This window comes from Pasteurella pantherarum, assembly GCF_049670885.1.
In the GTDB taxonomy this organism is placed as follows: Bacteria; Pseudomonadota; Gammaproteobacteria; order Enterobacterales; family Pasteurellaceae; genus Pasteurella.
The window spans coordinates 450,721-477,617 of sequence record NZ_CP187173.1; the positions used below are offsets into that span (position 1 = coordinate 450,721).

The 26,897-nt window shown below is 39.4% G+C and carries 22 protein-coding genes, 2 tRNA genes, 1 rRNA gene and 1 pseudogene; 12 read left to right on the forward strand and 14 right to left on the reverse strand.

What is annotated here, in order from left to right:
- The first annotated feature begins 157 nt into the window (after window positions 1–157).
- The 4 genes and pseudogenes from rrf (at window position 158) to ACPEEM_RS02245 (ending at window position 2,988) form a co-directional block, all read left to right on the forward strand.
- Window positions 158–273: ribosomal RNA gene (gene rrf / locus ACPEEM_RS02230) — 5S ribosomal RNA — on the forward strand.
- 160 nt (window positions 274–433) lie between these two features.
- Window positions 434–532 (forward strand): annotated as a pseudogene (locus ACPEEM_RS02235) (transposase-like zinc-binding domain-containing protein); the annotation flags it as partial.
- Between the two features lie 985 nt (window positions 533–1,517).
- Entirely contained in the window at window positions 1,518–1,724 is a 207-nt protein-coding gene (locus ACPEEM_RS02240; RefSeq protein ID WP_424401252.1) for a hypothetical protein, read from the forward strand.
- Window positions 1,725–2,217: 493 nt separating this feature from the next.
- Window positions 2,218–2,988 carry an SDR family NAD(P)-dependent oxidoreductase gene (locus ACPEEM_RS02245; RefSeq protein ID WP_424404592.1) on the forward strand — a complete coding sequence of 257 codons (771 nt, stop codon included), beginning with the start codon at window positions 2,218–2,220 and terminating at the stop codon, window positions 2,986–2,988.
- Between the two features lie 15 nt (window positions 2,989–3,003).
- Here ACPEEM_RS02245 and ACPEEM_RS02250 read toward each other — a convergent pair whose 3' ends face one another.
- The 5 genes from ACPEEM_RS02250 to ACPEEM_RS02270 are packed head-to-tail and all read right to left on the reverse strand — an operon-like array spanning window position 3,004 to window position 8,412.
- A complete protein-coding gene (locus ACPEEM_RS02250) occupies window positions 3,004–3,810 on the reverse strand; it encodes an ATP-binding cassette domain-containing protein (RefSeq protein WP_424404589.1) in 807 nt (268 codons plus the stop codon).
- 10 nt (window positions 3,811–3,820) lie between these two features.
- On the reverse strand, window positions 3,821–4,870 hold the full coding sequence (locus ACPEEM_RS02255) for an oligopeptide/dipeptide ABC transporter ATP-binding protein (protein ID WP_424401247.1): 1,050 nt from the start codon (window positions 4,868–4,870) through the stop codon (window positions 3,821–3,823).
- Between the two features lie 8 nt (window positions 4,871–4,878).
- Window positions 4,879–5,766, reverse strand: coding sequence for an ABC transporter permease subunit (locus ACPEEM_RS02260; protein WP_424404587.1), 888 nt, complete (start codon window positions 5,764–5,766; stop codon window positions 4,879–4,881).
- Window positions 5,756–6,721, reverse strand: a complete 966-nt coding sequence (locus tag ACPEEM_RS02265) for an ABC transporter permease (RefSeq protein ID WP_424401243.1) — start codon at window positions 6,719–6,721, stop codon at window positions 5,756–5,758. Before ACPEEM_RS02265 ends, ACPEEM_RS02260 begins: the two co-directional genes overlap by 11 nt.
- On the reverse strand, window positions 6,721–8,412 hold the full coding sequence (locus tag ACPEEM_RS02270) for an ABC transporter substrate-binding protein (RefSeq protein ID WP_424401241.1): 1,692 nt from the start codon (window positions 8,410–8,412) through the stop codon (window positions 6,721–6,723). The genes ACPEEM_RS02265 and ACPEEM_RS02270 overlap by 1 nt, the downstream gene beginning before the upstream one ends.
- Window positions 8,413–8,580: 168 nt before the next feature.
- Between ACPEEM_RS02270 and ACPEEM_RS02275 the strand changes: the two genes are divergently transcribed.
- The 3 genes from ACPEEM_RS02275 to ACPEEM_RS02285 all read left to right on the forward strand — a co-directional run bounded on the left by ACPEEM_RS02275 (window position 8,581) and on the right by ACPEEM_RS02285 (window position 12,132).
- Complete coding sequence (locus ACPEEM_RS02275) at window positions 8,581–9,987, forward strand: YcjX family protein (protein ID WP_424401239.1); 1,407 nt, start codon at window positions 8,581–8,583, stop codon at window positions 9,985–9,987.
- 15 nt (window positions 9,988–10,002) lie between these two features.
- Entirely contained in the window at window positions 10,003–11,091 is a 1,089-nt protein-coding gene (locus tag ACPEEM_RS02280) for a TIGR01620 family protein (protein ID WP_424408201.1), read from the forward strand.
- An 87-nt stretch (window positions 11,092–11,178) separates the two neighbouring features.
- A complete protein-coding gene (locus tag ACPEEM_RS02285) occupies window positions 11,179–12,132 on the forward strand; it encodes a sigma 54-interacting transcriptional regulator (RefSeq protein WP_424401237.1) in 954 nt (317 codons plus the stop codon).
- Between the two features lie 101 nt (window positions 12,133–12,233).
- Here ACPEEM_RS02285 and hflX read toward each other — a convergent pair whose 3' ends face one another.
- The 9 genes from hflX to orn form a co-directional block, all read right to left on the reverse strand.
- The gene (gene hflX / locus ACPEEM_RS02290; RefSeq protein ID WP_424407578.1) at window positions 12,234–13,586 is read right to left on the reverse strand and encodes a ribosome rescue GTPase HflX; all 1,353 of its coding nucleotides are present in this window, start codon (window positions 13,584–13,586) and stop codon (window positions 12,234–12,236) included.
- A gap of 14 nt (window positions 13,587–13,600) precedes the next feature.
- On the reverse strand, window positions 13,601–13,891 hold the full coding sequence (gene hfq / locus ACPEEM_RS02295; protein WP_424401233.1) for an RNA chaperone Hfq: 291 nt from the start codon (window positions 13,889–13,891) through the stop codon (window positions 13,601–13,603).
- A 135-nt stretch (window positions 13,892–14,026) separates the two neighbouring features.
- On the reverse strand, window positions 14,027–14,962 hold the full coding sequence (miaA, locus tag ACPEEM_RS02300; RefSeq protein ID WP_424407580.1) for a tRNA (adenosine(37)-N6)-dimethylallyltransferase MiaA: 936 nt from the start codon (window positions 14,960–14,962) through the stop codon (window positions 14,027–14,029).
- Between the two features lie 10 nt (window positions 14,963–14,972).
- Window positions 14,973–16,922: a DNA mismatch repair endonuclease MutL gene (mutL, locus tag ACPEEM_RS02305; protein WP_424407582.1), complete on the reverse strand. Its 1,950-nt coding sequence runs from the start codon at window positions 16,920–16,922 to the stop codon at window positions 14,973–14,975.
- 6 nt (window positions 16,923–16,928) lie between these two features.
- Entirely contained in the window at window positions 16,929–18,212 is a 1,284-nt protein-coding gene (locus tag ACPEEM_RS02310) for an N-acetylmuramoyl-L-alanine amidase (RefSeq protein ID WP_424407584.1), read from the reverse strand.
- A 17-nt stretch (window positions 18,213–18,229) separates the two neighbouring features.
- Window positions 18,230–18,721, reverse strand: a complete 492-nt coding sequence (gene tsaE / locus ACPEEM_RS02315; RefSeq protein ID WP_424407586.1) for a tRNA (adenosine(37)-N6)-threonylcarbamoyltransferase complex ATPase subunit type 1 TsaE — start codon at window positions 18,719–18,721, stop codon at window positions 18,230–18,232.
- 143 nt (window positions 18,722–18,864) lie between these two features.
- Window positions 18,865–18,940 (reverse strand) — tRNA-Gly (locus ACPEEM_RS02320).
- 30 nt (window positions 18,941–18,970) lie between these two features.
- A tRNA-Gly gene (locus ACPEEM_RS02325) sits at window positions 18,971–19,046 on the reverse strand.
- Between the two features lie 120 nt (window positions 19,047–19,166).
- On the reverse strand, window positions 19,167–19,721 hold the full coding sequence (orn, locus tag ACPEEM_RS02330) for an oligoribonuclease (RefSeq protein ID WP_424404583.1): 555 nt from the start codon (window positions 19,719–19,721) through the stop codon (window positions 19,167–19,169).
- Between the two features lie 81 nt (window positions 19,722–19,802).
- Between orn and rsgA the strand changes: the two genes are divergently transcribed.
- The 5 genes from rsgA to aceE all read left to right on the forward strand — a co-directional run bounded on the left by rsgA (window position 19,803) and on the right by aceE (window position 26,870).
- Window positions 19,803–20,852: a small ribosomal subunit biogenesis GTPase RsgA gene (gene rsgA / locus ACPEEM_RS02335; protein WP_424401222.1), complete on the forward strand. Its 1,050-nt coding sequence runs from the start codon at window positions 19,803–19,805 to the stop codon at window positions 20,850–20,852.
- Between the two features lie 229 nt (window positions 20,853–21,081).
- Entirely contained in the window at window positions 21,082–21,339 is a 258-nt protein-coding gene (ptsH, locus tag ACPEEM_RS02340; RefSeq protein ID WP_424401220.1) for a phosphocarrier protein Hpr, read from the forward strand.
- A 101-nt stretch (window positions 21,340–21,440) separates the two neighbouring features.
- Window positions 21,441–23,168 (forward strand): phosphoenolpyruvate-protein phosphotransferase PtsI, encoded by a 1,728-nt coding sequence (ptsI, locus tag ACPEEM_RS02345; protein ID WP_424407588.1) that lies wholly within the window; start codon window positions 21,441–21,443, stop codon window positions 23,166–23,168.
- A gap of 58 nt (window positions 23,169–23,226) precedes the next feature.
- A complete protein-coding gene (gene crr, locus ACPEEM_RS02350; protein ID WP_424401217.1) occupies window positions 23,227–23,727 on the forward strand; it encodes a PTS glucose transporter subunit IIA in 501 nt (166 codons plus the stop codon).
- A 479-nt stretch (window positions 23,728–24,206) separates the two neighbouring features.
- A complete protein-coding gene (gene aceE / locus ACPEEM_RS02355) occupies window positions 24,207–26,870 on the forward strand; it encodes a pyruvate dehydrogenase (acetyl-transferring), homodimeric type (protein WP_424401215.1) in 2,664 nt (887 codons plus the stop codon).
- Window positions 26,871–26,897 lie beyond the last annotated feature (27 nt).

A 26,897-nucleotide genomic window follows, 5' to 3' on the forward strand; every position in this document is an offset into this window, starting at 1 on the left:
ACGAAGACGAATGCGAAGAGACGCGGAAAGTAAGTAGAAGAGCTCTGATAGACAGCTTGTTTCTGATTAAAGTGCGAGAGTGAAGAAAGTACAACAGCAGCAAAGCAGAGAATAAAGAACAGAAGAGAAAAGACAAGAGAGAACATCAAAGGAATATCTTGGCGGCGATAGTGCAGTGGACCCACCTAAATCCATGCCGAACTTAGAAGTGAAACGCTGTTACGCCGATGGTAGTGTGGGGTTTCCCCATGTGAGAGTAGGTCACCGCCAGGTCTGAATGAAGAGAAACCTCAAGTAGCGATACTTGGGGTTTTTTGTTTTGGGGGAAAATAAACATGTAATGGACAAAATGGTTGCTAAAAAGTGGCTTGGAGCCTTATAGTACAAGGCTTTAAGCCACTTTTTTGAAATATGAGCAAAAAACTGTCCTTTCTGCTCTAAACAGAATATAAAGAAAAATGGTGTTAGAAATAATATTCAACACTATAAATGCTCCTCTTGTAATAAACATTTACACTTCAAAAGAAATTAAATCCTATCGATATTTGGCTTGATTATTCTCAGGGTAAACAAACCTATAAAGAACTCGCTTTAAAATATAAATGCCTCTGTTAAAACTATTCAAAGACATATTGATAAAGCCCAAAAACAGCCTTAAAACCACCTATTTCAACTTATTTGAATATTATTATGGATACGGCGAGAGTTTGGTGTTTTGGTCATCATGGATAGCTCAAGTGAGAAGGTGATTTATCATCAAATTGTGAGTGCAGAATGCGATGAATATTATCAAAATGCACTGAATAGCTTGAGAGAAAAAGGCTATATTTGGTGAGCTTAAAAGGAAACTAATAAATCACAATGGATTAAGTAAAAAGCATAACATAATGTTTATTAAGAATTTTTTCATAAGAAAAGCAGTTAACGATCAAAAATATAATGGAGATCCCACACTGTTGTCCACTTGAAAGCGTTTCGTGCTTTTTAGTAAGCATTTTGTCCATTACAACAGAAATAAAAAGGAAATAAAAAGGAAATAAAAATACAAATACAAATACAAATACAAACAATTATCCCGATACTTCCCCATATCCAACCCATACCGCCCCACACCCATTTGAACAAAACTTTCTTAAAATCACCCGCACTTTTACACCCCTAAAGGTTGAATAAAAACGTAATTGGATGAAAGAATTTACATTTGATGTCCACACTACATTATCCATATCGCGTAATTTGTACATTCTGGATATAAAAACGTAATTTATAAAAATTTAAAAGAACTTTAAAATGGGTTTAAAGCGTTTTTGTTCTCTAATACTTATAAATCAACTTATTTTTATACTTGTGATTGTTACTCGTTGATGTCTATATCACTTTGTAAGCCATACTGTGGGTAGAATGTCTCGTAGGTTGTCATTCTTTTTCAAGTGCTTTAAAATTACGCAATATATTATTTAAATCTACTCTAATTTTGAGTGCGAGTGTTAAGTGATCAGTTAGGTGAGGAGACCGTAATGAAAAATGACCGATTAACACAATTAAGTTGGTTTATTGCCATGTTGCCCTATGAAATTGGCTTGCTCTTTTTTCTTTTTGGCAGTGCTACAATTGGTCAAGTGTTCTTCTGGGGATTGGTAACACAGCTTATTGTCATATTTTTATATTTCTTTTTCCGATATCCTCTTACGGCTATTTTAGGTCTTATCTTTTGGAATAGCTGACTAATATGATAAAAAATTGACCGCACTTTATGCGGTCAATTGGTTTATATCCTCTTGAATTTCTTTTCCTCCATTCACACCATAGTACGGTATTTATTCTTCTACTTGGCGGGAGCTACGCTCATGTTGTTACGGTTTTCATATTTAACGTGCGGTATTCTGTTTTATATCAGAAAAACCATGATGCTTTGCAATATCTAAATGCCTTTCCCGTTGTTTTTCACTGACTCATCTTAAGGATTGTCAATACATTTAGCTTATCATGCGGTTATGATGCAGTATGGTTTCGATATCGATAATGTGTTTAATTTATCGTCAGAGAGTCTAGTGGTAGCTCATCGTGTTGCGTGATAGAAGGGGTTTCCCATGTTAAAATCACATAACAATTTTTTATTACGGCACTTTTGTATGGGGATCCCAAAGTGCGGTTAATTTTAAAAAAGTTTTATTGGTACTAATAGCCATCATGGCTGCTATTTTAAGAGGAATGATTATGAACAAGGAATATGTTTTGATCACGGGGGCGAGTTCTGGTATTGGGTATGAATTTGCGAAGCTTTATGCTTCACAAGGGAGAAAATTAATTTTAGTAGCAAGGAACGTTGAGACGTTGCTTGAATTACAGCAGATTTATCCTCAGATTGAAGTGATTTCTCTTGATCTTTCTTGTTTAGAGAATGCTGATAAGTTGTATCAAATGACGAAAGAAAAAGGTTATTTCGTTGATTTATTGATTAATAATGCAGGCGTGGGGGTATTTGGTGATTTTCATCAAACCTCACTCGCCAGTGAGGTGGCGATGGTAAACCTCAATGTGCAATCCTTGATGATTTTAAGTAAATACTATGTTCAAGATATGCTCAAAAGGAATGTTGGTTGTATTTTAAATGTGTCTTCTGTGGCGGGAGAAATGCCTGGTGGGCCAATGATGTCGGTTTATTATGCAACTAAAGCCTTCGTGACCGCTTTTAGTATGGGGTTAGCTTATGAGCTGAAAAAGACTCATGTTAAAGTGTCTGTCTTAGCACCAGGCCCGACTCGGACTGACTTTATCAAAACGGCAATGCAGGATGCATCTTCCACATTATTTTCTCGTTTAAAATTTCAGGATCCAGAAACCGTGGCAAGATATGCCATTAAACATTTGGGTAAACCATTGATCGTACCGGGGATAATGAATAAGCTGATGGTTTATTCAGGTTATTTTTTACCGAGATCACTGGTGTTATTTTTTGTTGATCGTATTCAGCGAGCAAAATCATAACCTGCATTGAGGGTTTCACTCTGCTTGTTTCATTCGCCAAGAATCTTCTTCTAGCAAGCGACCAAAATGGCTTTCAACTAAGCGTTTAGTCACTTCCGTTTGTGGGGCAGTAAAAAGGCTTTTTGTTGGGCCATATTCAATCATTTTTCCTTCGTCCATCACTAATACATCATCAGCAATATGTTTGATAATCCCTAAATGTTGTCCAATATAAAGATAAGAAATGCCGAGCTTTTCTTGTAATTCTAATATCAGGTTGGTCAGTTGTGTTTTGACTGTCGCATCCAATGCACCCAGTGCATCATCGGCGATAATAATTTCTGGTTTTAAAATTAAGGCTCTAGCAAGGGCAACACGTTGTTTTTGGCTAGCTGACATGGTATTGATTTTGACGTTTGCATGATCAGGATATAAACCAACTAATTTTAATGTTTCAAAGATAATTTGATTGCGTTCTTGAATGTCTAAGTGGGTTACAAGACGTAAAGGTGCATCCAATATTTGCCCTACATTTAAGCGTGGGTTAAATGCAGTATTGGGATCTTGAAACACCATACGAATATGTTTTGCTCGATAGTGATGATCACCAAAATGAAGATCTCGATCTTTAAAGCGTATTTTTCCAGAGGTTGGGGGAATGATGCCAACAATCATTTTAGCAAGGGTGGATTTCCCTGAACCATTTTTTCCTATGATTGCGAGGGTTTTTTTGGCTTCTAAGCTCAAGCTGATGTTATCAACAGCGGTAAATTGTTGTGTACCAAAAAAGCTGATTTTATCCGTAAAGGACTTGGAGAGTTCCTCAACTTGTAATAATGGCATGGCTTATCCTTTATTCTGATTTTGTTGTTTGTAGGGTTAATGGTTTGACCACGGCTTTTTCTTTGAAATATTTTTCTCGCAGATTTAACGGATAATGACATGAGAATTCATGCTGTTTAATTCGATATCGACTAGGTTTCACAATACATTTTTTTTGTGCAAAAGGACAGCGAGGACCAAGACGGCAGCCAATAGGCATTTGTTCAAGTAAAGGGACGGTGCCTTTTAAGGTATTTAGACGACTTTTTAAAGGCAAAGGTTGGCTGAAATCAGGAATAGAATGTAATAATGCTTGTGTATAAGGGTGGTGTGGGGTTTCTAACAGGTTTTCTTTCGGCCCTGATTCTGCATTTTGTCCACAATAAAGTACGGAGAAGGTATCGCACCACTCACTAATACTATTGATATCATTACTGGTAATTAAAATGGATGTGCCGAGGTTTTGATTCATGCTTGAAAGTAAACGAAAAATTTGTACTTTGGTGATCGACTCTACGGAATTTGTGGGTTCATCTGCGACCAATAAGCGAGGTTGATTTGCCACCGCAATGGCAATCATCACTTTTTGTCCTTCCCCTTCAGTCAGCTCATTAGGGTAGCTTTGCATAATGTCCTTATGCTCTTTAATGCCGACACGGTGTAATAATTCAATCGCTCTGCGTTTTTTCCAACCAAACCATTGCCACCAATGCCCTTTGAATGTTCTTGAGGGAATATTTTGAATGAGTTGCTTACCAATTTTTTTGCTTGGATCGAAACACGTCAGTGCATCTTGGAAAATCATTGAAATTTCACGTCCCAATAATTTACGGCGTTGGGTTGGGGTCAGTTTGAGTAACTCCACATTATCAAAGCGGAAACGGTCCGCAGTGACAATCCATGAATCTTTGAATGCGTTACAAATCACCTTGGCGATGAGGCTTTTCCCCGATCCTGATTCTCCCACCAATCCACAAATTTCCCCTTCATTTAAGGTGAGGTTGACGTTATCAATAATTTTAATACGACCATTTGGTGTATCAATTTCAATACAAAGATTACGAATATCTAATAATGCCATGACTTCACCTATTCATTATATTTTTCAATGGCTTTACACAGTCCACGACTAAAGACAAGCACCACTAAAATGGTCATGATAATCGCAATGCCAGGTAAGATGACCGCCCAAGGGGCAAGATAAATCAGTTCAAGGGAATCTTTAATCATGGCTCCCCATTCTGGGGTGGGGCGTTGTGCACCAAGTGAGATAAAACTCAGTGAGGTGATATCTAAAATGGCAATCGCAAATGCTCGGGCGATTTCTTGAATATAGCGTACTGAAATATTTGGAAAGACGGTTTCCTTGAGTAACACCCAATTAGACACGCCATCCAGTTTTAACATTAAGACATATTCTTTATTTAGCTCTTGTTGGGTCATTTTATACATTTCGTGAATAAAATAAGGGAGCAAGGCGAGCGTGGTCGCTAAAATTGCATTAAAAAGACTCGGTTCCATTAATGTCGCAATGATTATGGCGATCAATAAACTCGGAATAGATAAAAAAGTATCTAAAAAATGACTTAAGATTTTGGATTTAATACTTCCAGAAATGCCTGCCCAAAGCCCTAATAAACTGCCAATGAGTACGGTGAAAAAGAGAACGATAAATGATGCCCCTAAGGTATAGCTTGAACCAATGATGATTCGGCTAAACACGTCTCGTCCAATATCATCTGTGCCAAAGAAAAACGAAATTTGCCCTTCGTTGGTCCATGATGGCGGCATTAATTCCTGCCCGACAAATTGCATATCACTTGGATAGGGAGCTATCCACAGGCTAAAAAGTGCGGTCAATATAAACGCAATAAAGAGATAAAAGCTAAATAACGCAATTTTATCTTGATAGAAATATTGCCAAATTTGAGTCAATGTTTCACTTTCTCGAAAATCTTCTGGCTCTTTATCTTGCATACCAGCCCTTCTTATTAAATGGATCTAACATAAATGCTAAACTGTCAGACAATAAATTGACAATAATGATACATAAGCCAATGACAATGACACCAACAGAAATGCTGTTATAGTCTTGCACCATCACGGCATCAATTAACCAACGACCAATCCCCGGCCAACCAAGCGTACTTTCGACCAACATACACTGGGTTAAAACCAAGGTAAATAGGCGAGTGGCTTGTGGCACCAATAATGGCAATGTATTACGCATCACATAATGATGTAAAATTTTCATTTGCGACCAGCCTCTTGTGGCTGCGGTTTTGACATAGTTTTGTGCCAGAATATCTTCTGCACGTTGCTGAGTAATACGGGTAATTTCCATGGTTGGCAGAATAGTCAGTACAAGGGTTGGCAACACTAAGTGCTGTAAGACATTTTGGATCACTTTTGTGCGGTAGGATTCTTCAATAAACCAAACATCAATAATGGCAAACCCTGTAATCGATTTAATCTCATAAAGAAGGTTATACTGACCAATGGCGGAAATTTCCCAACCTTCAATAGCCGAAAAGTACAGCAATAAGGGAGCAATCCAAAATACAGGCATGGATAAACCTAAGGTTGATAACCCCCGAATACTTAAGCCTAACCCATTATTTTTATTCATCGCCCCCACTAAACCAAGGGGGATGCCAAAGATGATGGCAACTAAAATAGCCGTGAAGCAGAGTTCAAGGGTGGCAGGTAAGACCGTGAGAATGGTTTCATGTAGCGGATCACCACCGTTGTAGGTAATGCCAAGATCACCTTGTAATAAATTATGTAAATAGTGGACATAACCATGATAAACCGTTGGTGTGGCTAATATGCCATTTAACGGGTCTTGAATTAAAATGCTATAACTCACCATAGACAGAATCAGCAAGGTGAAAAGTAATAAGCAAATTTGGCGGAAAAAGCTAAATAACATTATTTTCCTCCATTGGATTGTAGCGAAAGGGTTTCAAAGTTAATGCTACCGAATGGTGTCATATCCACCCCTTTGACTTTACTATTCACAATAAGCATTCGCTTTGCATTTGCAATAGGAATAATTGGGAGTTCGTTTAAAATTAATTCTTGTGCTAAGTTATATTCATTGGCTCGTAAATGTAATTGTGTACTATTTAAGGCATTATTCATGAATTGATCAAAAGTCGGATCGCACCAATTAGACAGATTCGTGATTTCATTGACTGTTCCACAACTTAAAATAGGTCGCATAAAACTATCTGGATCTAAATTCCCCGCCAGCCAGCCAGTTAAAATCATGTCATAGTTTTCAGTTTGCTGATTTAATTGTTCAATCAGATAGGTTCGAGTGACGGAATGAATATTGACTTTCACGCCAGCCTTGGCTAAATCGGCTTTAATCAAGGCGGCCATTTTCAATGGCGAAGGGTTATATACTTGTTCCTCATTTAATACCCACATATCTAAATGCAATTGTTTATTTTCCAAAACTGCCTTGGCTTGTTCGGGTTGATAGTCATAGGCAAGTTCAGGGGTGTTGACACTCGACGCCCATGAAATGTTTGGAATAATGTTATTTGCCACAGTAGCCGTGCCATGATAAATGGTGCGGATAATTCGTTTACGATCAATCGCTTGTGAAATGGCACGACGAATGTCTATGTCCTTCATCATCGGTTTTTGGAAATTAAAAGCTAAGTAAGACAAATTCATGCCTTCTGTGGATTTCATATAAAAACGTTCATTGTTTTCTTTCAGTAAACCTAATTGGCTCACATCAGGATGAGAGGTAATTTGGCATTCATTATTCAAGAATTTCACTAAACGCCCTGTTCTATCTGTCGAGAGGTCAATAATAATATTTTTGACTTTCGGTTTAGCCTTCCAATAATGTTCATTACGTTCCAAACGTACGTATTGATTACGAAAATAATTTTTTACTTTATAAGGCCCTGTGCCGACAGGAAGCAAATCTAATTGGACTAAATTATCATCCGCATTGAGTTGTAAGGCATATTCTTGTGAAAAAATAATGGCGTATTGGCTAGCCAAATGAGAAAGGATCGAAGAATCGGGTTCAAATAAGGTAATTTCAACTAAATAGGGATTTAATGCTTTAACTGATTTAATTTTTTGATTGAGTTTAATGCTTTCAAAATAAGGGAAACGGATTTTTTTGGCTTGTTCGTGAAAAATTTTATATTGCGGATTGGTATAGTTGACCGAATGGGCATCTAAATTGGGTAAATAGGTGTTGTAGCCTAACACACGATTAATGGAAAAGACCACATCATCGGCATTAAAATCACGTGAGGGTTTAAACCATTGAGTGTGATGAAAACGCACCCCTTTACGTAACTGAATGGTAATGATTTTACCATCTGGCGAAATAGAATAAGATTTGGCTAAGATGGGGGTAACCGATGCACTATTATTCTTGATTTCAAATAATTTGTTGTAGATTTGCTCGGTGATCACGTTCATACTCGTGCCCGCATCGGCAGTTTGTGGATTAAAAGAAAATCCTGTGGCATGTGTACAATAAATTAAGCCATTTTGTGTCAGCTCATTAGGGATTTTGGGCGCCGCGAGAGCAAAATGTGCCAGTAAAAGCAGAAAACTGGTCAGGATAATTTTTCTAATCAACATAAATAAAAGGGATTTGTGATAAATTATCGAAGAATTGTAAAATATATTACACGGATAAGCTATCTTTTTACTCTTGCTTCATCTTAATTGAACAAGGATTAAGAAAAAATTCAGTTTTTTCCTATACGCTTATTTCCCTTTTACTTTACTGATAAGAAGAATCTTAATATGTTGAATTATCTACAAAAAGAAGTAAATGAACTGATTAATCGTGGACTAGACAGAACCTTGCGTATTGCGGTAACGGGGTTAAGTCGCAGTGGTAAAACCGCCTTTATTACTAGCTTGATTAATCAATTATTACATATCAACCGAGTGGATAACTCTCATCTTCCTCTTTTCGAAGCTGCTCGTCATCAATCCATTATTGCAGTAAAACGTTTACCGCAATTGAATCTCAGCATTCCTCGTTTTGAGTATGAAAACCATCTCAAGTCGTTAATGAATCAACCGCCACATTGGCCGCAATCCACCCGTGGTGTGAGCGAAACACGTTTAGCGATTCGTTATCAACGTCAACATGGCTTGATGCGTCATTTGAAAGAAACGGGCAGTTTATATCTTGATATTTTTGATTATCCTGGAGAATGGTTGCTTGATTTGCCTTTACTGGATCTCAACTTTCAACAGTGGTCGCAGTCGTTGTCTTGGCTGAACCAAGGACAACGAAAGGTGTTGGCTGAGGCATGGTTAGCGAAAGTACAGCAATTAGATCTCAATGCCCAAGCGGATGAAGAAGTATTGGCACAGATCGCCAAAGATTACACCGCTTATTTACATCGTTGTAAGCAACATGGGTTACAGGTGATTCAACCAGGTCGATTTGTCTTACCGGGTGAACTTGAGGGGGCTCCAGCACTGCAATTTTTCCCACTCATGCATTTAACGGAGGAACAATGGCATCGTTTAAAAGCAGAACGGCATTCAACAAGCTATTTTGCCTTACTGAATCAACGTTATGAGTACTATCGTCAACATATTGTCAAAGCCTTTTATCAAGATTATTTTTCCACCTTTGATCGGCAGGTGATTTTAGCCGACTGCCTTACGCCGCTCAATCACAGCCAACAGGCTTTTTTAGAGATGAAAGAAGGTTTACAGCAAATCTTTAAAAACTTTCATTATGGTAAGCGTAATTTATTACATCGTTTATTTTCGCCACGCATAGATAAATTGATGTTTATTGCCACCAAAGCCGATCATATTACGCGTGATCAATTGCCCAATTTAGTGAGTTTAATGCGGCAATTAGTACAAGAGGGAGGACGCCACGTGGAATATGAGGGAATTAGCACCGAATATACCGCAATTGCAGCCATTCGAGCGACTCAACAGGTCTTAGTTAATCAAGATGGGCAAAGTTTCAAAGCATTACAAGGGGTAAGAAGTCGGGATATGCAGCAGGTTACCCTGTATCCTGGCACTGTACCAAGCAAACTTCCTCATGCCGATTTTTGGCAGACACAAGGTTTTGAGTTTGATCAATTTGAACCACAACGCCTCAATGCGGGCGAAAATATACCGCACTTACGAATGGATGCGGTGTTGCAATTTTTATTAGGTGATAAATTTTAAGGGGGAATCGTTGTGATGAATGATAAACGGGAGTTTTCACAAGAGAAGGTGGAAAAGGAATGGGAGGATTTTCAAGGGAAGCGAGAATTTATCGATCACGATCTTCATGTGGAGCCTGACCTAACAGAAAATGTGGTCTTCGAGGGCGAACTACTGGAAGACAAGTTTGAGCAATCCATCATGCCAAGATCTCCTTGGTGGAAAACAGGTTTGATTTTGACCGCACTTTTGTTCCTTTTGGCAACCATTGCCCAGTCTATTCAATGGTTGATCGAGACTTGGCAACAAAATCAATGGATTTATTTTGCCTTTTCGTTAGTTACCTGTCTGGCGGTTTTTCTAGGTGTGTCTGCGATTGCACGAGAGTGGTGGCGTTTAGCAAAGCTAAAACGTCGCAGCCTATTACAAGAGAAGGGTGAACAGCTCTTGTTAGAAAGTGCGGTCAGTTTTGAACAAACCTTGTCAAGTGAAAAATATGAGCAAGCTAAGCAATTGTGTTTAGAGATGGCGACAATGCTAAATCTTTCGGAGCATGATCCCAAACTTGTACAATGGCAAAAGCAAGTACAAGAAGGTTATAGTGCTCAAGAAGTGGCGCAGCTATTTAGTCAAATCGTCTTACAACCTTTTGATAAACAAGTTAAAAGGTTAATTAGTAAAAGTGCGGTGGAATCGGCGGTTATTGTAGCCATTAGCCCGTTAGCCATTGTGGATATGCTGTTTTTAGCATGGCGAAATATCCGTTTAGTCAATCAAATTGCCCATATTTATGGAATTGAACTTGGTTATTGGAGTCGCTTACGATTACTTAAAATGGCGTTACTGAATCTTGCTTTTGCGGGTGCCACAGAAGTAGTACAAGATGTGGGGCTAGATTGGTTATCGCAAGATCTGGCGGCAAAATTGTCAAGCCGTGCGGCACAGGGTATTGGTGTTGGCTTATTAACCGCACGCTTAGGCATTAAGGCGATGGCGTTTTGTCGTCCATTAGCCTTTACAGAGAAAGATAAGCCACGTTTACAGCATATTCAACAAGAATTATTAAGTGCCTTAAAAGCGCAGGTTTTTCGCACAATGCAAACAAAGGAAAAGCAAAAGGGGTAAATGTAAATTAAACTTTCCACCAGTTCTTCATACTTTACAACTTTATGTGGTATGATAGAGCCATTTTTGGCACCTTGAGGAAAGTTTATGTCCTTAAATGAAAATCTTACTCGACCTTTTGCACATATTGTGGCAAAAAGTCCCAAAATGCAGAGACTCGTGGAACAAGCCATGAAGTTTGCGGTGCATGATGTGCCTTTACTCATTCAAGGCGAGACAGGAACAGGGAAGGATTTGATTGCAAAAGCTTGCCATTTAGCCAGCCCTCGCCGTGAAAAGAAATTTATCGCCGTGAATTGTGCAGGCTTGCCTTACCAAGATGCAGAAAGTGAAATGTTTGGTCGCCATGAACAAGATAAAGAATCGGTAGGTTTTTTTGAATATGCAAATGGTGGCACGGTGTTATTAGATAGCGTGGCTGAATTATCCCTTGATTTACAAGCAAAATTGTTGCGTTTTCTTAATGATGGCACATTTCGTCGTGTAGGCGAAGAACAAGAGCATTATGCCGATGTGAGGGTGATTTGTACCTCACAAATTCCTTTGCAACATTATGTGGACGAAGGAAAAGTGCGTAGCGATCTTTTTCATCGTTTAAATGTGTTGTCTTTAACCATTCCACCTTTGCGTGAGCGTAAAGAAGATTTGCCCGATTTAGTGGCGATTTTTGTGGCACAAATTAGCCGAGAATTAGCCATTCCTGAACCTCAGTTTGACCATCAATTTATTCACTATTTGCAAGATTATGCATGGGCTGGCAATGTCAGAGAATTGCATAATGCGTTATATCGAGCTTGTTCGTTAGCGGAAAACCATCAATTAACCATTGCCAGCTTAAACTTGGTGGAACAAGAAAGTATTCCGTTGAGTTTAGAGGAATTTGGTCATGAAACTTTAGAGCAAATTATGAATAAATTTGAATCTACTGTGTTGCGTAAATTTTACGAACAATATCCAAGCACACGCAAATTAGCTGCTCGCTTAGGGGTATCGCATACGGCGATTGCCAATAAATTACGCCAATATGGGATCAGTAAATAGGAAAAGCATTGCGTTAAAGCAAGCGAAGCAAAAGTTTTGCAAAACACACCGCACTTTTGAGCAGAAAAACCATGAGCAGATTGAAAAATCTGCTCATTTTTTTAGTTTAGCCTTTGTGGAAGAGAAGGGAATTGTTTAACTAATTTAAGCCATTCTACCTTATCAATACGAATATCTAATAGAAATTCACCCTGTTCACTGATGGCTTCAGCACGCACACAATTTAATTGGTATAAATGGTGGCGGATTTTTCCACCTTGTGCGGGTAAACACAGAGATAACTGCAAGATTTCATTGCTCAGTTTTTGACGAATGGCATCAAATAAAAGGTCGATACCATCTCCCGTGTTTGCTGAAATATAGACTGCCACAGGTTGATTGTCATCATTATATTCAATATGCGGTGGAATATTTTCTAACTGATCAATTTTGTTATAAACCAACAAGCTGGGAATGTCATGTGCGTGAATTTCCGTTAACACCTCATCAACGGCTGAAATGTTCTCGAGTTTGCGAGGATCCGCACAATCAATCACATGCAACAACAAACTGGCTTCTGTTGTTTCTTGTAAGGTAGATTTAAAAGCCGAAACCAGATCATGAGGTAAATGACGGATAAAACCGACCGTATCTGCTAAAATCGTGGTGCCCACATCTTGAATTGCTAAACGACGCAACGTGGGATCCAGTGTGGCAAATAATTGATCAGCTGCATACACGTTCGATTGTGTCATGGCATTAAACAGGGTGGATTTACCTGCATTGGTATAGCCCACTAAGGATACGGTTGGAATATCGGCTTTTTGTCTGGTTTGGCGATTTTGATTACGCTGTTTTTCTACCTTCATTAAACGGTTTTGAAGTTGGGCAATCCTCACTTTAATTAAACGGCGATCGGTTTCTAATTGTGTTTCCCCAGGTCCTCGTAAACCGACGGCACCTTTTTGTTGATCAAGCCCTGTTTTGCGACGGACTAACCGTGTGGAAAGGTGTCGAAGTTGAGCAAGCTCCACTTGCAATTTTCCCTCATGTGAACGGGCACGTTGAGCAAAAATATCTAAAATCACGCCCGTTCTGTCTACCACACGGCATTGACAAAGACCTTCCAAATTTCGGGTTTGAGCGGGAGTTAAACTGTGATTGACCAATACGACATCCGCATCATAGGCGTTTACTGCTTCTGCAATATCTTCTGCTTTTCCTTGTCCAACAAAATATTTGGCTTGTGGGGTTGTGCGGGAGGCAGTGATGGTGGCTAAAATAGCCACATTGGCAGATTTTGCTAGTAGCTGAAATTCGGCTAAATCATCATCGTTACGCTGTTGTGATAAAAAACAGTGAACAATAATGGCTTTATCAAGGTCGGGCGGAGAAGATGATGATGAAGTGAAAGAGCAAAGTGCGGTGGATTCTTCATCAAAATCCACCGCACTTGAAATTATGTTATTTACCATTCATTCAACGACGATTACTCAGCTTGGTCTTTCAGATCAGCTTGCTGTTCTTGCGATTGCTGATTGTGATTTTGCTGATTTGAATTATTGTTATGGTGAGATACGGAACGAGCAGGAACAACCGTAGAAATAGCATGTTTATATACCATTTGGTTGACCGTGTTTTTGAGTAAAATTACAAATTGATCGAACGACTCAATTTGACCTTGTAATTTAATTCCGTTCACTAAATAAATTGATACAGGAATACGTTCACGACGTAATGCGTTTAAATAAGGATCTTGTAAAGATTGTCCTTTTGCCATTGTTTTGTTCCTTCTTAAATATAAACGAATATAAATAAATTCAATACAGAATATTCCGTATTTCCTCCAATCGACAATATAACAATAAATTTATTTAAAGTCATTAGCGAGAGTAAAATTATTTTAAGTCACTTTTTATGTGGTTTGACGGATTAAATTAAGCATTGTTTGCTTGGCTTCCTCTGGGGAGAGGCTATCTAACCACTGGATAGGATACTTCCAGCCTCTGAGCCACGTGATTTGCCGTTTGGCAAGCTGTCTGGTGGCACAAATGCCTCGAAAAATCATCTCATCATGGCTGTAATCTCCCCGTAAATATTCCCACATTTGACGGTAACCAACACAGCGGATAGAGGGTAAATCGGGGTGAAGATCGGGGCATTGGTAAAGTTGTTCGACCTCTTGTTGAAAACCCAATTCAATCATTTTATGAAAACGAAGGGCAATACGATCATGTAAAATGCTACGATCTTTTGGAGCGATAGCAAACTGAATAATTTGATAGGGTAAACTTTCCCCTTTTTGTTCTGTGAGTTCAGTGAGGGATTTGCCCGTTAAATAAAAGACCTCAAGTGCTCGATTAATACGCTGTGAATCATTCGGGTTAATGCGTTGTGCTGAAATAGGGTCGATTTTGGCTAATTCCTGATGAAGCGTTGCCCAACCTAATTTTTCTGCCTTGGCTTCAATGTCCGAACGCACAGCTTCATCGGCAGAGGGGAGGGGAGAAAGCCCTTCTAATAAGGCTTTGTAATAGAGCATTGTTCCACCGACTAAAAGAGGAATTTTCCCTTGTTGGCTGATGTCTTGCATTTCTCGTAATGCATCTGTGCGAAAGTTTGCCGCAGAGTAACTTTCAGCCGGATCACAAATATCAATTAAACGGTGTGGTGCGAGGGCAAGTTCTTCCGCACTGGGTTTGGCGGTGCCGATATTCATCCCTCGATAAATTAATGCGGAATCCACACTGATCACTTCAACAGGTAATTCTTGGCGTAATTGAATAGCTAAATCGGTTTTTCCTGAAGCGGTTGGCCCCATTAAAAAAATCGCAGTGGGTTTTGTTAACATGAGATTCTCGTTACAGTTTTACTAAATAAGGTTGCCAATCAATTGGCATGAGTAAGGCGTGTAAATGCCCTGTTTGTTGTGTGTTAAGACGTTGTTCCGTTGCAGTGAGCAAGGTTACCGCATCTGCCAAAACATGAATAGAGGGATAACTGAGCGTTTCGCAAAGTGCGGTAAGAAAATCCGTCAATTCTCCATGATTTTCCTGCAATAGATGCAACACACATTGTTGTAAATTTTGCTGACGTAAACAACTCGGGACTTTATTAAGCGTTAAACGCTGTTGTGAAGTTTGTTCTGTGAACTCAAACCCTGCTTGAGTGAAAAACGCTTTTTGGTGTTGCCAATGTTCTCGCTGTGTTTCACTTAAACGAAAGACCACAGGAATTAACAAGGGCTGTTGAATGACAGGTTGTTGTTGCAACGTGAGTGCAATATTCAGTTGTTGTAACTTGGCTATGGATAGCAAATAAAATTGCTGCTGTTGTTGTAATAACAGGGCTTGATTTTCAATAAGTGCTAATGCCCGTAAGCAATGTGTTTGCTCCAGTAATGGGGGCTTTTGTGCTACGGTGACATTGCCGTAAGGCTGGTTCATTTCCGTGTTGCAGAATGGGGTATTTGCAAGAGGCGGCTCCGATTTTGCCATGTTAGTACCTACATTTTCTCGGGCAGGTAATATAACGGATGGCTTCTGGTGAGTCTCCACACTGAGTAGATCGCCATAAAGTTGGCGTTCCCGCTTACTTGGGCTTTCTTGGCGGTAAGATAAGGCAAAGTGCGGTGTATTTTGAGAAAGTTTTGTGCTTTCAGCCCTCACTTTTGTTTCGCTGTCATGCGGTTGACTTGAGGGTGCAAAGATATTTTTCCCCGCTGCTGCACGATTCGGTTTACTGGCAGAATAGCTTTGCCATGTGGGAGAAGGTTCTTGCACTTGATTTTCGTCTTGCCATGCAAGTTGTGCTTGCTCGGAATGCAAGGCATTGCGAATGCCTTGGCAAATAAAATCATGAATGAGACGTTGTTGGTGGAAGCGTACTTCATGCTTCGTTGGATGAACATTCACATCCACATCATTGGGATTGAGATCCAAAAAGAGGACGAAAGCAGGAAATTGCTCACTTGATAGATGCTCTGCATAGGCTTGGCGAATGGCATGGCTAATCACTTTATCACGCACCATACGTCCGTTGATATAGCAATAACTGATATCATTTTGCGAACGTGAAAATTGAGGCAACGCAATCCAACCAGATAAATGTAAATCCTCATGCTTCCAGTTGATCTGTAAGGCATGTTGAATAAATGCCTCACCACAAATTGCCGCAACACGTTTTAATTTTTGGGTATCGGTGGTCGCACTTTTATATTGACGAACAATTTTGCCATTATGGCTAAGTGTGAACTGAAGATGACTTTTAGCCAGTGCGATACGACGAATAACCTCATCAATATGAGAAAATTCGGTTTTATCCGTGCGTAAAAATTTACGTCGAGCAGGCGTGTTAAAAAATAAATTTGCCACTTCCACGGTTGTGCCAACGGGGTGAGAGGCGGGCACAATGGTGGTTTCCATTTCTCGACCTTGAGCATACACTTGCCATGCTTCATTTTGCTCTGCAGTGCGAGAAGTGAGGGTTAAGCGAGAAACGGAGCTGATACTTGCCAATGCCTCACCACGAAAGCCGAGACTGAGAATACCATCTAAATCGTCCAAACAGCTGATTTTACTGGTGGCATGACGAGCGAGTGCCAAACTTAATTCTGTTTTGGGAATGCCCACGCCGTTATCACGAATACGAATCAAGCGACTCCCGCCTTGTTCGATATCGATTTGGATTTTCGTTGCCCCCGCATCTAAACTATTTTCGACTAATTCTTTAACCACAGATGCTGGACGCTCAACCACTTCACCCGCTGCAATTTGATTCGCAAGTTGTGGTGGTAAAACTTGAATTGGCATAGTTCGTTATTCTCTTAATTTAATTTTCTGTCCCGTGAGGACTTTGCCATTTTTTAAATTTGGATTTAACGACAATAACGTTTTTGGGGATAATTGGTATTCTCTTGCAATGGAATACAACGTTTGCCCACTTTTTACCGTATGATATTTCGGCACGCTATTGTGTGTGGTTTTTTCGGTGTTTTTAGGTGCTTGGCTGCCACTTTTCTTTGAGGTAGCATTGGCATCAACCACGCTTGCACGAGATTGGGCATTTTTCTTATTCTGTTTATTGTCAGCAGGTTGGACGGTATTTTTGACTTCCCCTGGGATTTTTAAGGTTTCCCCAATCCAAAGATCACGGCGTTTTAGCTTATTTAAATTGAGAATATCATTAGCTTTTACCCCGTATTTTTTCGCCACGCCATTAAGAGATTCCCCTGATTTCACTTTATGACGAATCCCACTATCTTGAATTTGGATCTGTGGTTTCTCTTGCTGGCTTTGTTTCGCCATTGTTTTTGTTGGGTGTTTGATGCTTTGTGGGGCATTTTTACGACGATATTCCACAAGGCTTTCATAAATCATGTAAGCCACTTTTTTACGGTATGCAATCGTACTGAGTTTTTTTTCTTCTTCTGGATTGGAAAGAAAGCCCGTTTCAACCAAAATTGAAGGAATATCGGGAGAGCGTAATACCCCAAGGCTTGCATGTTGCGGTGTACTGCGGTTGAGCGTGGTAATTTTGGCGAAATGTTTAAGGACAATAGCGCCTAACTCATAACCCACACGTTGGCTATGTCCAAATTGCAGATCTAATACGGTTTGATCTAAATATTTATCATTATGTGAAGAAAGCACGGTGCCTGCACCGCCCAATAGTTCGGAGCGTTTTTCATGATCTTCTAACCATTGCCCCATTTCACTGTTTGCTCGGCGATTCGACAAAACCCAGACTGATGCCCCTCTTAACGTTGGGGATAAGTTTGAGTCAGCATGAATAGAGACTAAAAAGTTGGCTTTGTGTTGACGAGCAATTTCTGAGCGTTTTGGCACGGAAATAAAGTAATCCCCTTTACGAGTCAGGACGCCATTGAAATTGGGATCTTTGTCTAACAAGAGTTTTAACTCTCTGGCAATAGAAAGGGTGACATTTTTTTCATACATTTTTAAATGGCGGCTAATGGCACCAGGATCGGTACCACCATGACCAGGATCGATAGCAATCGTCCAGACCGTATTGGCATAAATCGAAGCACTTAAACAGGCTAAGAGAATACCAAAAAAAGAAAGAAAGCGGTTTTTTTTCATACTGTTACAAATCTATCTTAGGCGTGAGAGGGCATCATCTGAAGAAGTTGTTTACCTTGCTGTGTGTGTGCAATCAGTTCAATATGGCGTGCACGCTCCGCATAAGCAATGTTCACGATAAGATCGGGCTCAGCTAATAATCCTTTGCCTTTTTCTGCCCATTCAATTAAACATAAACAATTTTGGCTAAAATAATCACGAATGCCCATAAATTCGAGTTCTTCAGGATCGCTTAAGCGATATAAATCAAAGTGATAAACGGTTTTTTTGGCTAAATGATATTCTTCTACCAACGTGTAAGTCGGGCTTTTTACATGACCTTGATGACCAAGTGCCTGGATGATGCCACGGCTTAAAGTGGTTTTGCCTGCACCTAAATCACCATTTAAATAAATGGTGATTGCTTGTGAAGAGGGCAGTTGACAGATGGCACTCACCAATTCAGCACCAAAGGCACACATTGCAGTTTCATCAGGAATGTATTGTGTATAGCGAGCGAGATCAGTCATTGTTTTACCATGTTTATGATTGTATAGATGCATTAAAATAGTCCGAAATTGTACCGCACTTTTCTGGGATTATATAGTCAAGACAAGCAGTTTCTTACAAGAAAATAGAACAAATTTAAAGGATAAAAAAGATAATGGAAATTTGGAGCGGGAAACGAGGCTCGAACTCGCGACCCCAACCTTGGCAAGGTTGTGCTCTACCAACTGAGCTATTCCCGCATTGAAAGTATGTTTTATGAGAAGATGAATTGGAGCGGGAAACGAGGCTCGAACTCGCGACCCCAACCTTGGCAAGGTTGTGCTCTACCAACTGAGCTATTCCCGCATTCATATTGTTTGTGCTGATTAACAGCGACAGGGCGGTATTATACGAAAAAAATATTCGAGTGCAAGCCCAAAATACGAAAAAAATTGAGCTTGCTTGGATATTCAACAAGTTGAATAATTATTGATCTTTCAAGTTGATAAAGTGCTCACGATAGTAAGCCAGCTCTGCAATCGATTCCCGAATATCATCTAAAGCAAGGTGGGAATTTTTCTTTTGAAAGCCTTTTAACAAGTCTGGCTTCCAACGTGAGGCAAGCTCTTTTAAGGTGCTCACATCTAAATGGCGGTAATGAAAATAATCGGCTAATTCAGGCATATATTTAAATAAAAAACGTTTATCTTGTGCCACACTGTTACCACAAATCGGCGAAGCACCTTTTGGCACCCATTTTTTCAAGAAATCAAGGGTTTGTAATTCGGCAGCACGCTCTGTTAAGGGGCTTTTTTTCACTCTTTCAACTAAACCATTTTGCGTATGAGTTTTGGTGCACCATTCACTCATTTTATTTAATAAATCTTCAGATTGATGAATGGCAAGCACAGGCCCCTCGGCTAAAATATTTAAGTTTTTGTCTGTAATAATGGTGGCGATTTCAATAATTCTTTCTTTCTCTGGGTCTAAGCCTGTCATTTCCAAGTCGATCCAAATGAGATTTTGTTTATCTAATTGCATGGTGGTATCCTATGTAAATTATTTTTCGTCATTCTAGCGGAAAACCTATTAAAAAACGACCGCACTTTTAAGGATAACCCATTGAGTAAACGTAAATTAACGCAAAATCAGAAACGTCGCATTCAATCGAATAATGAAAAAGCCCTTCATCGCCACCAACGCCGAGAAAAGAAAGACATTGAATGGCAAGATGAAATGTTAGGGGAGTCGCAAGATGGTGTGGTGGTCACCCGTTATTCGGTGCATGCTGATGTGGAAAATGCCAAAGGCGAGATTTTTCGTTGTAATTTACGTCGTACTTTATCTAGTGTTGTGGTGGGGGATTATGTTGTCTGGCGACAAGGCAATCAACAATTGCAAGGCGTGAATGGGGTGATTGAAGCCATTAAACCTCGTCAAAATGAAATTGCCCGTCCAGATTATTATGATGGATTAAAGGTTATCGCCGCCAATATTGATCGCATTATTATCGTTTCTGCTGTTTTGCCTTCTTTATCATTAAATATTATTGATCGGTATTTAGTGATCTGTGAAACCGCTAAAATTCCAGCCATTATCGTGGTGAATAAAGTGGATTTATTAAGTGATGACGCACGTAAAGACGTGGAAGCACAATTAAAAATTTACCAAGATATTGGTTATCAAACGATGATGATCTCCGCGATGACAGGGGAAAATATGGAAAAATTAACCGCACTTTTTCATCAAGGCACGTCGATTTTTGTGGGGCAGTCTGGGGTTGGTAAGTCGAGTTTAATTAATCATATTTTGCCAGACGTGAATGCACAAGTGGGGGACGTGAGTGAAAACTCAGGATTAGGACAGCATACCACCACTTCTTCCCGCTTATACCATTTAGCACAAGGGGGGAATTTAATCGACTCGCCAGGGATCCGCGAATTTGGCTTATGGCATTTAGAACAGGAACAAGTGACAAAAGGGTATCGAGAATTTCAATATTTTTTAGGTACTTGCAAATTTCGTGACTGTAAACATCTCAATGATCCAGGTTGTGCTTTGCGTGAAGCTGTTGAAAAAGGCAAAATTCACCCCGTACGTTTTGAAAATTATCATCGTCTGATTGCCAGTTTAGCGGAAGTAAAATCACAACGTCATTTCTCCAGTGAATAAATGCGTTAATTGAATGTTAATGACGGACTAAAAAACACACTTTATGTGTCTTTTTTTGTGATCTGCCTCAAATTTTCACTTCATAAATCTTGATTATTTATTTACTAACTTAGATACTACAAACCAATTTATTTTTTATCTAAAAATAAATGTAAGATTAACATTCAATCAGTTTAAATAACTGACTATTTTTTTACTGCTCATATTTTGATTCACAGAGGAGAATATTATGTATTCAAAAGACGTTGAAATCATTGCACCAAATGGATTACATACTCGCCCAGCAGCACAATTTGTTAAAGAAGCAAAAGCATTCGCTTCTGATATTACAGTGACATCAGCGGGTAAAAGTGCAAGTGCGAAAAGTTTATTCAAACTACAAACTTTAGCATTAACACAAGGTACTGTGATTACGATTTCTGCGGAAGGCGAGGATGAGCAAAAAGCCGTTGAGCATTTAGTGGCACTTATCCCAACTTTGGAATAATTCGGGGTCTAGCCATAATGGCATCTCCTCAGGGACGACACTTTATGGCTATGATGTTTTCATCATAGATTGTTATTTTCATTTATTGCAGAAGGTTGTATATGATTTCAGGAATTCCCGCTTCACCAGGCATTGTCTTTGGTAAAGCTTTAGTGCTCAAAGAAGAAAAAATTGTGCTTGATATGCAAAAAATCAGTGAAGATCAAATTGACGCTGAGATCGCTAGATTTTATCAAGGACGTGGGGCCGCTGTTGAACAATTAAATTCAATTCGTGATCGTGCATTTAAGTCACTTGGCGAAGAGAAAGCAGCGATTTTTGAAGGTCACTTGATGATTTTAGAAGATGAAGAATTAGAGGAAGAAATCATTGACTACCTTCGTGCTCATAAAGTAAATGCAGCGGTTGCAACAAGTAAGATCATTGATCAGCAAGTAACCATGCTGTCTGAAATTGATGATGAATATTTAAGAGAGCGTGCCGCAGATATTCGAGATATTGGTAACCGCTTAATTAAAAATATCTTAGGTGTGCATATTATTGATTTGGGTGATATTAATGAAGAAGTCATTTTAGTGGCTTATGATTTAACACCATCCGAAACAGCACAGTTAAATTTAGAAAAAGTATTAGGTTTTATTACCGATATTGGTGGTAGAACATCGCATACCTCAATCATGGCTCGTTCATTAGAATTGCCAGCCATTGTCGGTACCAATAATGTGACTGAGCAAGTTAACACAGGCGATTATTTAATCCTTGATGCGGTCAATAATGTGGTTTATGTGAACCCGACACAAGAAGAAATGACTCGCTTAAGAAGCTTGGAACAAAAATTAGCAGAAGAAAAAGCAGAATTAGCGAAGTTAAAAGATTTACCAGCCTTAACTTTAGATGGACATCGTGTTGATGTGGTGGCTAATATCGGTACCATTCGTGATGTAGAAGGTGCAGACCGCAATGGAGCAGAAGGTGTAGGCTTATACCGTACAGAATTTTTATTCATGGATCGTGACCAATTACCAAGCGAAGAAGAGCAATTTATCGCTTATAAAGAAGTGGTGGAAGCGATGAATGGACGTTTGGTTGTCTTAAGAACCATGGATATCGGGGGCGATAAAGAGCTACCTTATTTAAATTTACCAAAAGAAATGAATCCATTTTTAGGATGGCGAGCAGTGCGTATTGCTTTAGATCGTCGTGAAATTCTTCATGCACAATTAAGAGCGGTATTACGTGCTTCAGCATTTGGTAAATTGGCGGTGATGTTCCCGATGGTCATTTCGGTAGAAGAAATTCGTGAATTAAAAGCCGTGATTGAAACCCTTAAACAAGAATTACGTGATGAAGGCAAAGCCTTTGATGAAAACATTCAAGTGGGTGTGATGGTGGAAACGCCGTCTGCGGCAGTAAATGCGAAATTCTTAGCCAAAGAGGTGGATTTCTTTAGTATCGGTACAAACGATTTAACACAATACACCTTAGCTGTTGACCGTGGTAATGAATTGATTTCTCATCTTTATAACCCAATGTCGCCATCAGTACTTTCTTTAATTAAACAAGTCATTGATGCTTCACACGCAGAAGGTAAATGGACAGGTATGTGTGGTGAGTTAGCTGGCGATGAAAGAGCGACTCTTTTACTGTTAGGTATGGGCTTAGATGAGTTTAGTATGAGTGCGATTTCAGTCCCTCGCATTAAGAAATTGATCCGAAATGTGAATTATGCGGATGCGAAAGCCCTTGCTGCCAAAGCCTTAGAAAAACCAACTGCGGCAGAAATTGAGCGATTAGTAGAAGATTTTTTAGCTGAAAAAGTATTAAATTAGATACAATTTTGAAATTTTAAGCTAAAATATGCCCGCATTTACTTAGTAGGAGACTAAAATGGGTTTATTTGACAAATTATTTGGCTCAAAAGACAAAAAAGCTGTTGAAGTGGAAATCTTTGCTCCGCTTTCGGGTGAAATTGTGAATATTGAAGATGTGCCAGATGTTGTGTTTTCTGAAAAAATCGTAGGTGACGGCATTGCTATCCGCCCAACAGGTAATAAAATGATTGCACCTGTGGATGGTGTAATTGGTAAAATTTTTGAAACCAACCATGCTTTTTCAATGGAATCAAAAGAGGGCGTAGAATTATTTGTCCACTTTGGTATTGACACAGTTGAACTAAAAGGTGAAGGCTTTAAACGCATTGCACAAGAAGGCCAAAACGTAAAACGAGGTGATACCATCATTGAGTTTGATTTAGCATTACTTGAAGCCAAAGCAAAATCAATTTTAACACCAGTCGTCATTTCTAATATGGATGAAATTAGTGATGTCGAGAAAAAGAATGGTGAAGTCGTTGCCGGTGAATCTGTTATTTTAGTGTTGAAAAAGTAATTCTTGAAATTTTCTGATAAAAAGTCTGTCCTACTATAGGCAGACTTTTTTATTGCTTAAAATTCTGTCAAAATGCACCGCACTTTTGTTGTGTTATTGGCTGAAATATGTTCTTTTTGAGTAAGGTTGAGAGATTTAGTCTATCGATAGATTTAATTATCGGCGAATACTTTGTTTGAATGCCGTGAATACGCCTGATTTTTCGCAATAAAAATGTGTATATTCAAAAAATGAGAGAATCTAAAAAGAGTTTGTTTGAAATGGATTCTTTTTTGTGTTTTGTGAGAGAAATCACTATCTTTCTCTAAAAAAATCTAATAATATTTACAAAATTTGTTAAAAATTTGTAAAAGCAATTTTGGCGATGTCAATTTTGTACAAATTCTATTCATTTTAATAATTTTAGTTATTAATTCATCGTTTAATCGCGATATTTTGATTAAACTTAACTTTTAACTTAACAAAATAAGGAAAAGACTATGTCAGAAATGCTGAAGAATGACGTAGATCCAGTCGAAACTAATGATTGGTTATTAGCAATTGATGCTGTCATTCGTGAAGAAGGTGTTGAAAGAGCACAGTATATTATCGAACAATTAATGCAACACGCACGTGCGAACAATGTATCTTTACCAACAGGTATCACCACTGACTACATTAATACCATTCCAGCTTCAGAAGAACCCAATTATCCAGGTAACTTAGATTTAGAAAGACGTATCCGTGGTGCAATTCGTTGGAATGCCATCATGATGGTATTACGTGCCTCGAAGAAAGATTTGGAATTGGGCGGACATATGTCTTCTTTCCAATCTTCTGCAACCATTTACGAAGTGTGTTTTAACCACTTTTTCAAAGCCCGTTCTGCGAAAAACGGTGGTGACTTAGTCTTTTTCCAAGGTCATATTTCTCCAGGTGTATATGCTCGTGCGTTCTTAGAAGGACGTTTAACGGAAGAACAATTAGATAATTTCCGTCAAGAAGTGCACGGTAAAGGGCTTTCTTCTTATCCTCACCCGAAATTGATGCCTGAATTCTGGCAATTCCCAACCGTGTCTATGGGGCTTGGTCCATTGAATGCGATCTATCAAGCCCGTTTCTTAAAATACTTACACAACCGTGGCTTAAAAGATACTGCAGATCAAACGGTTTACGCTTTCTTAGGCGATGGCGAAATGGACGAAGTGGAATCTCGTGGTGCGATTTCTGTTGCCGCACGTGAGAAGTTAGATAATCTCGTGTTTGTGATTAACTGTAACTTACAGCGTTTAGATGGTCCAGTAACGGGTAACGGCAAAATCATTCAAGAATTAGAAGGCTTGTTCAACGGTGCAGGTTGGGAAGTGATCAAAGTGATTTGGGGTCGTCGTTGGGATCGTTTATTACAGCGTGATACTTCAGGTAAATTATTGCAATTAATGATGGAAGTGGTTGATGGTGACTACCAAACCATGAAAGCCAAAGATGGGGCTTATGTACGCAAACACTTCTTTGGCCGTTATCCTGAAACTGAAGCATTAGTGGCTGAAATGACCGATGATGAAATTTGGGCATTAAACCGTGGTGGTCATGATCCATTAAAAGTGTTCGCTGCATTTAACAAAGCGAAACAAGTGAAAGACAAACCTGTCGTATTATTGGTGAAAACCATTAAAGGCTATGGCATGGGTGAAGCGGCTGAAGGTAAAAACATTGCTCACCAAGTGAAGAAAATGGATATGTCAGGCGTGAAACACGTTCGTGATCGTTTTAATGTTGATGTGTCTGATGCGGATATTGAAAAACTCCCTTACATTAAATTTGAAGAAGGTTCTGAGGAATACAAATATCTTCACGAACGTCGTCAAGCCTTACAAGGGTATTTACCAACCCGTTTACCACGCTTTACCGAACAATTAGAGGTGCCTGCGTTAGAAGAGTTTGCACAATTATTTGAAGCACAATCTCGCCCTATTTCTACCACGATGGCATTTGTGCGTTCATTGAACGTGTTATTGAAAAATAAATCAGTAGGTAAACGCATTGTGCCAATTCTTGCCGATGAAGCACGTACTTTCGGTATGGAAGGCTTATTCCGTCAAATTGGTATCTACAACCCATACGGTCAAAACTATGTGCCACAAGATCGCGAGCAAGTGTCTTACTACCGTGAAGCGATTGATGGTCAAGTGTTACAAGAAGGGATTAATGAGCAAGGTGCGACGGCGTCTTGGTTAGCTGCTGCAACCTCTTACTCAACCAATGATTTCCCAATGATTCCATTCTACGTGTACTACTCAATGTTTGGTTTCCAACGTATTGGCGACTTAATGTGGGCGGCGGGTGACCAACAAGCACGTGGCTTTATGATCGGTGGTACATCAGGTCGTACAACATTAAACGGTGAAGGTTTACAACACGAAGATGGTCATAGCCATATTCAATCATTAACTATTCCTAACTGTCTGTCTTATGATCCAGCATTTGCCTTTGAGGTTGCTGTGATTATGCAAGACGGTGTGCGTCGTATGTATGGTCCAGACCAAGAAAATGTGTACTACTACATCACCACATTGAACGAAACTTATGATCAACCTGCTATGCCGAAAGGGGCTGAAGAAGGTATTCGCAAAGGTATCTATAAATTTGAAACTGTGACGGGTCAAGGTAAAGGCAAAGTTCAGTTATTAGGTTCTGGTGCAATCTTACGTCACGTGCGTGAAGCAGCACAATTGTTAGCTAACGACTTCGGTGTAACCTCTGATGTGTACAGTGTACCATCCTTTACCGAAGTGGCTCGTGAAGGGGCAGATGCGGAACGTTGGAACCTCTTACACCCAGAAGCAGAAGCACGTGTGCCTTATATTGCAGAGGTGATGAATGAAGCACCAGCGGTAGCCGCAACAGACTATATGAAACTCTTTGCAGAACAAGTGCGTGCTTACGTTCCAGCAGTGAGCTATCGTGTATTAGGTACAGACGGTTTCGGTCGTTCAGACAGCCGTGAAAACTTACGTGAACACTTTGAAGTGGATGCACGTTATGTGACAATCGCCGCCTTATCTGAATTAGCGAAACAAGGTACTATCGATAAGAAAGTTGTTGCCGAAGCAATTCAAAAATACGGTATTGATGCAGATAAAGTTAACCCACTTTACGCCTAATTTACGATTAACATTCCCGCTCCCTAA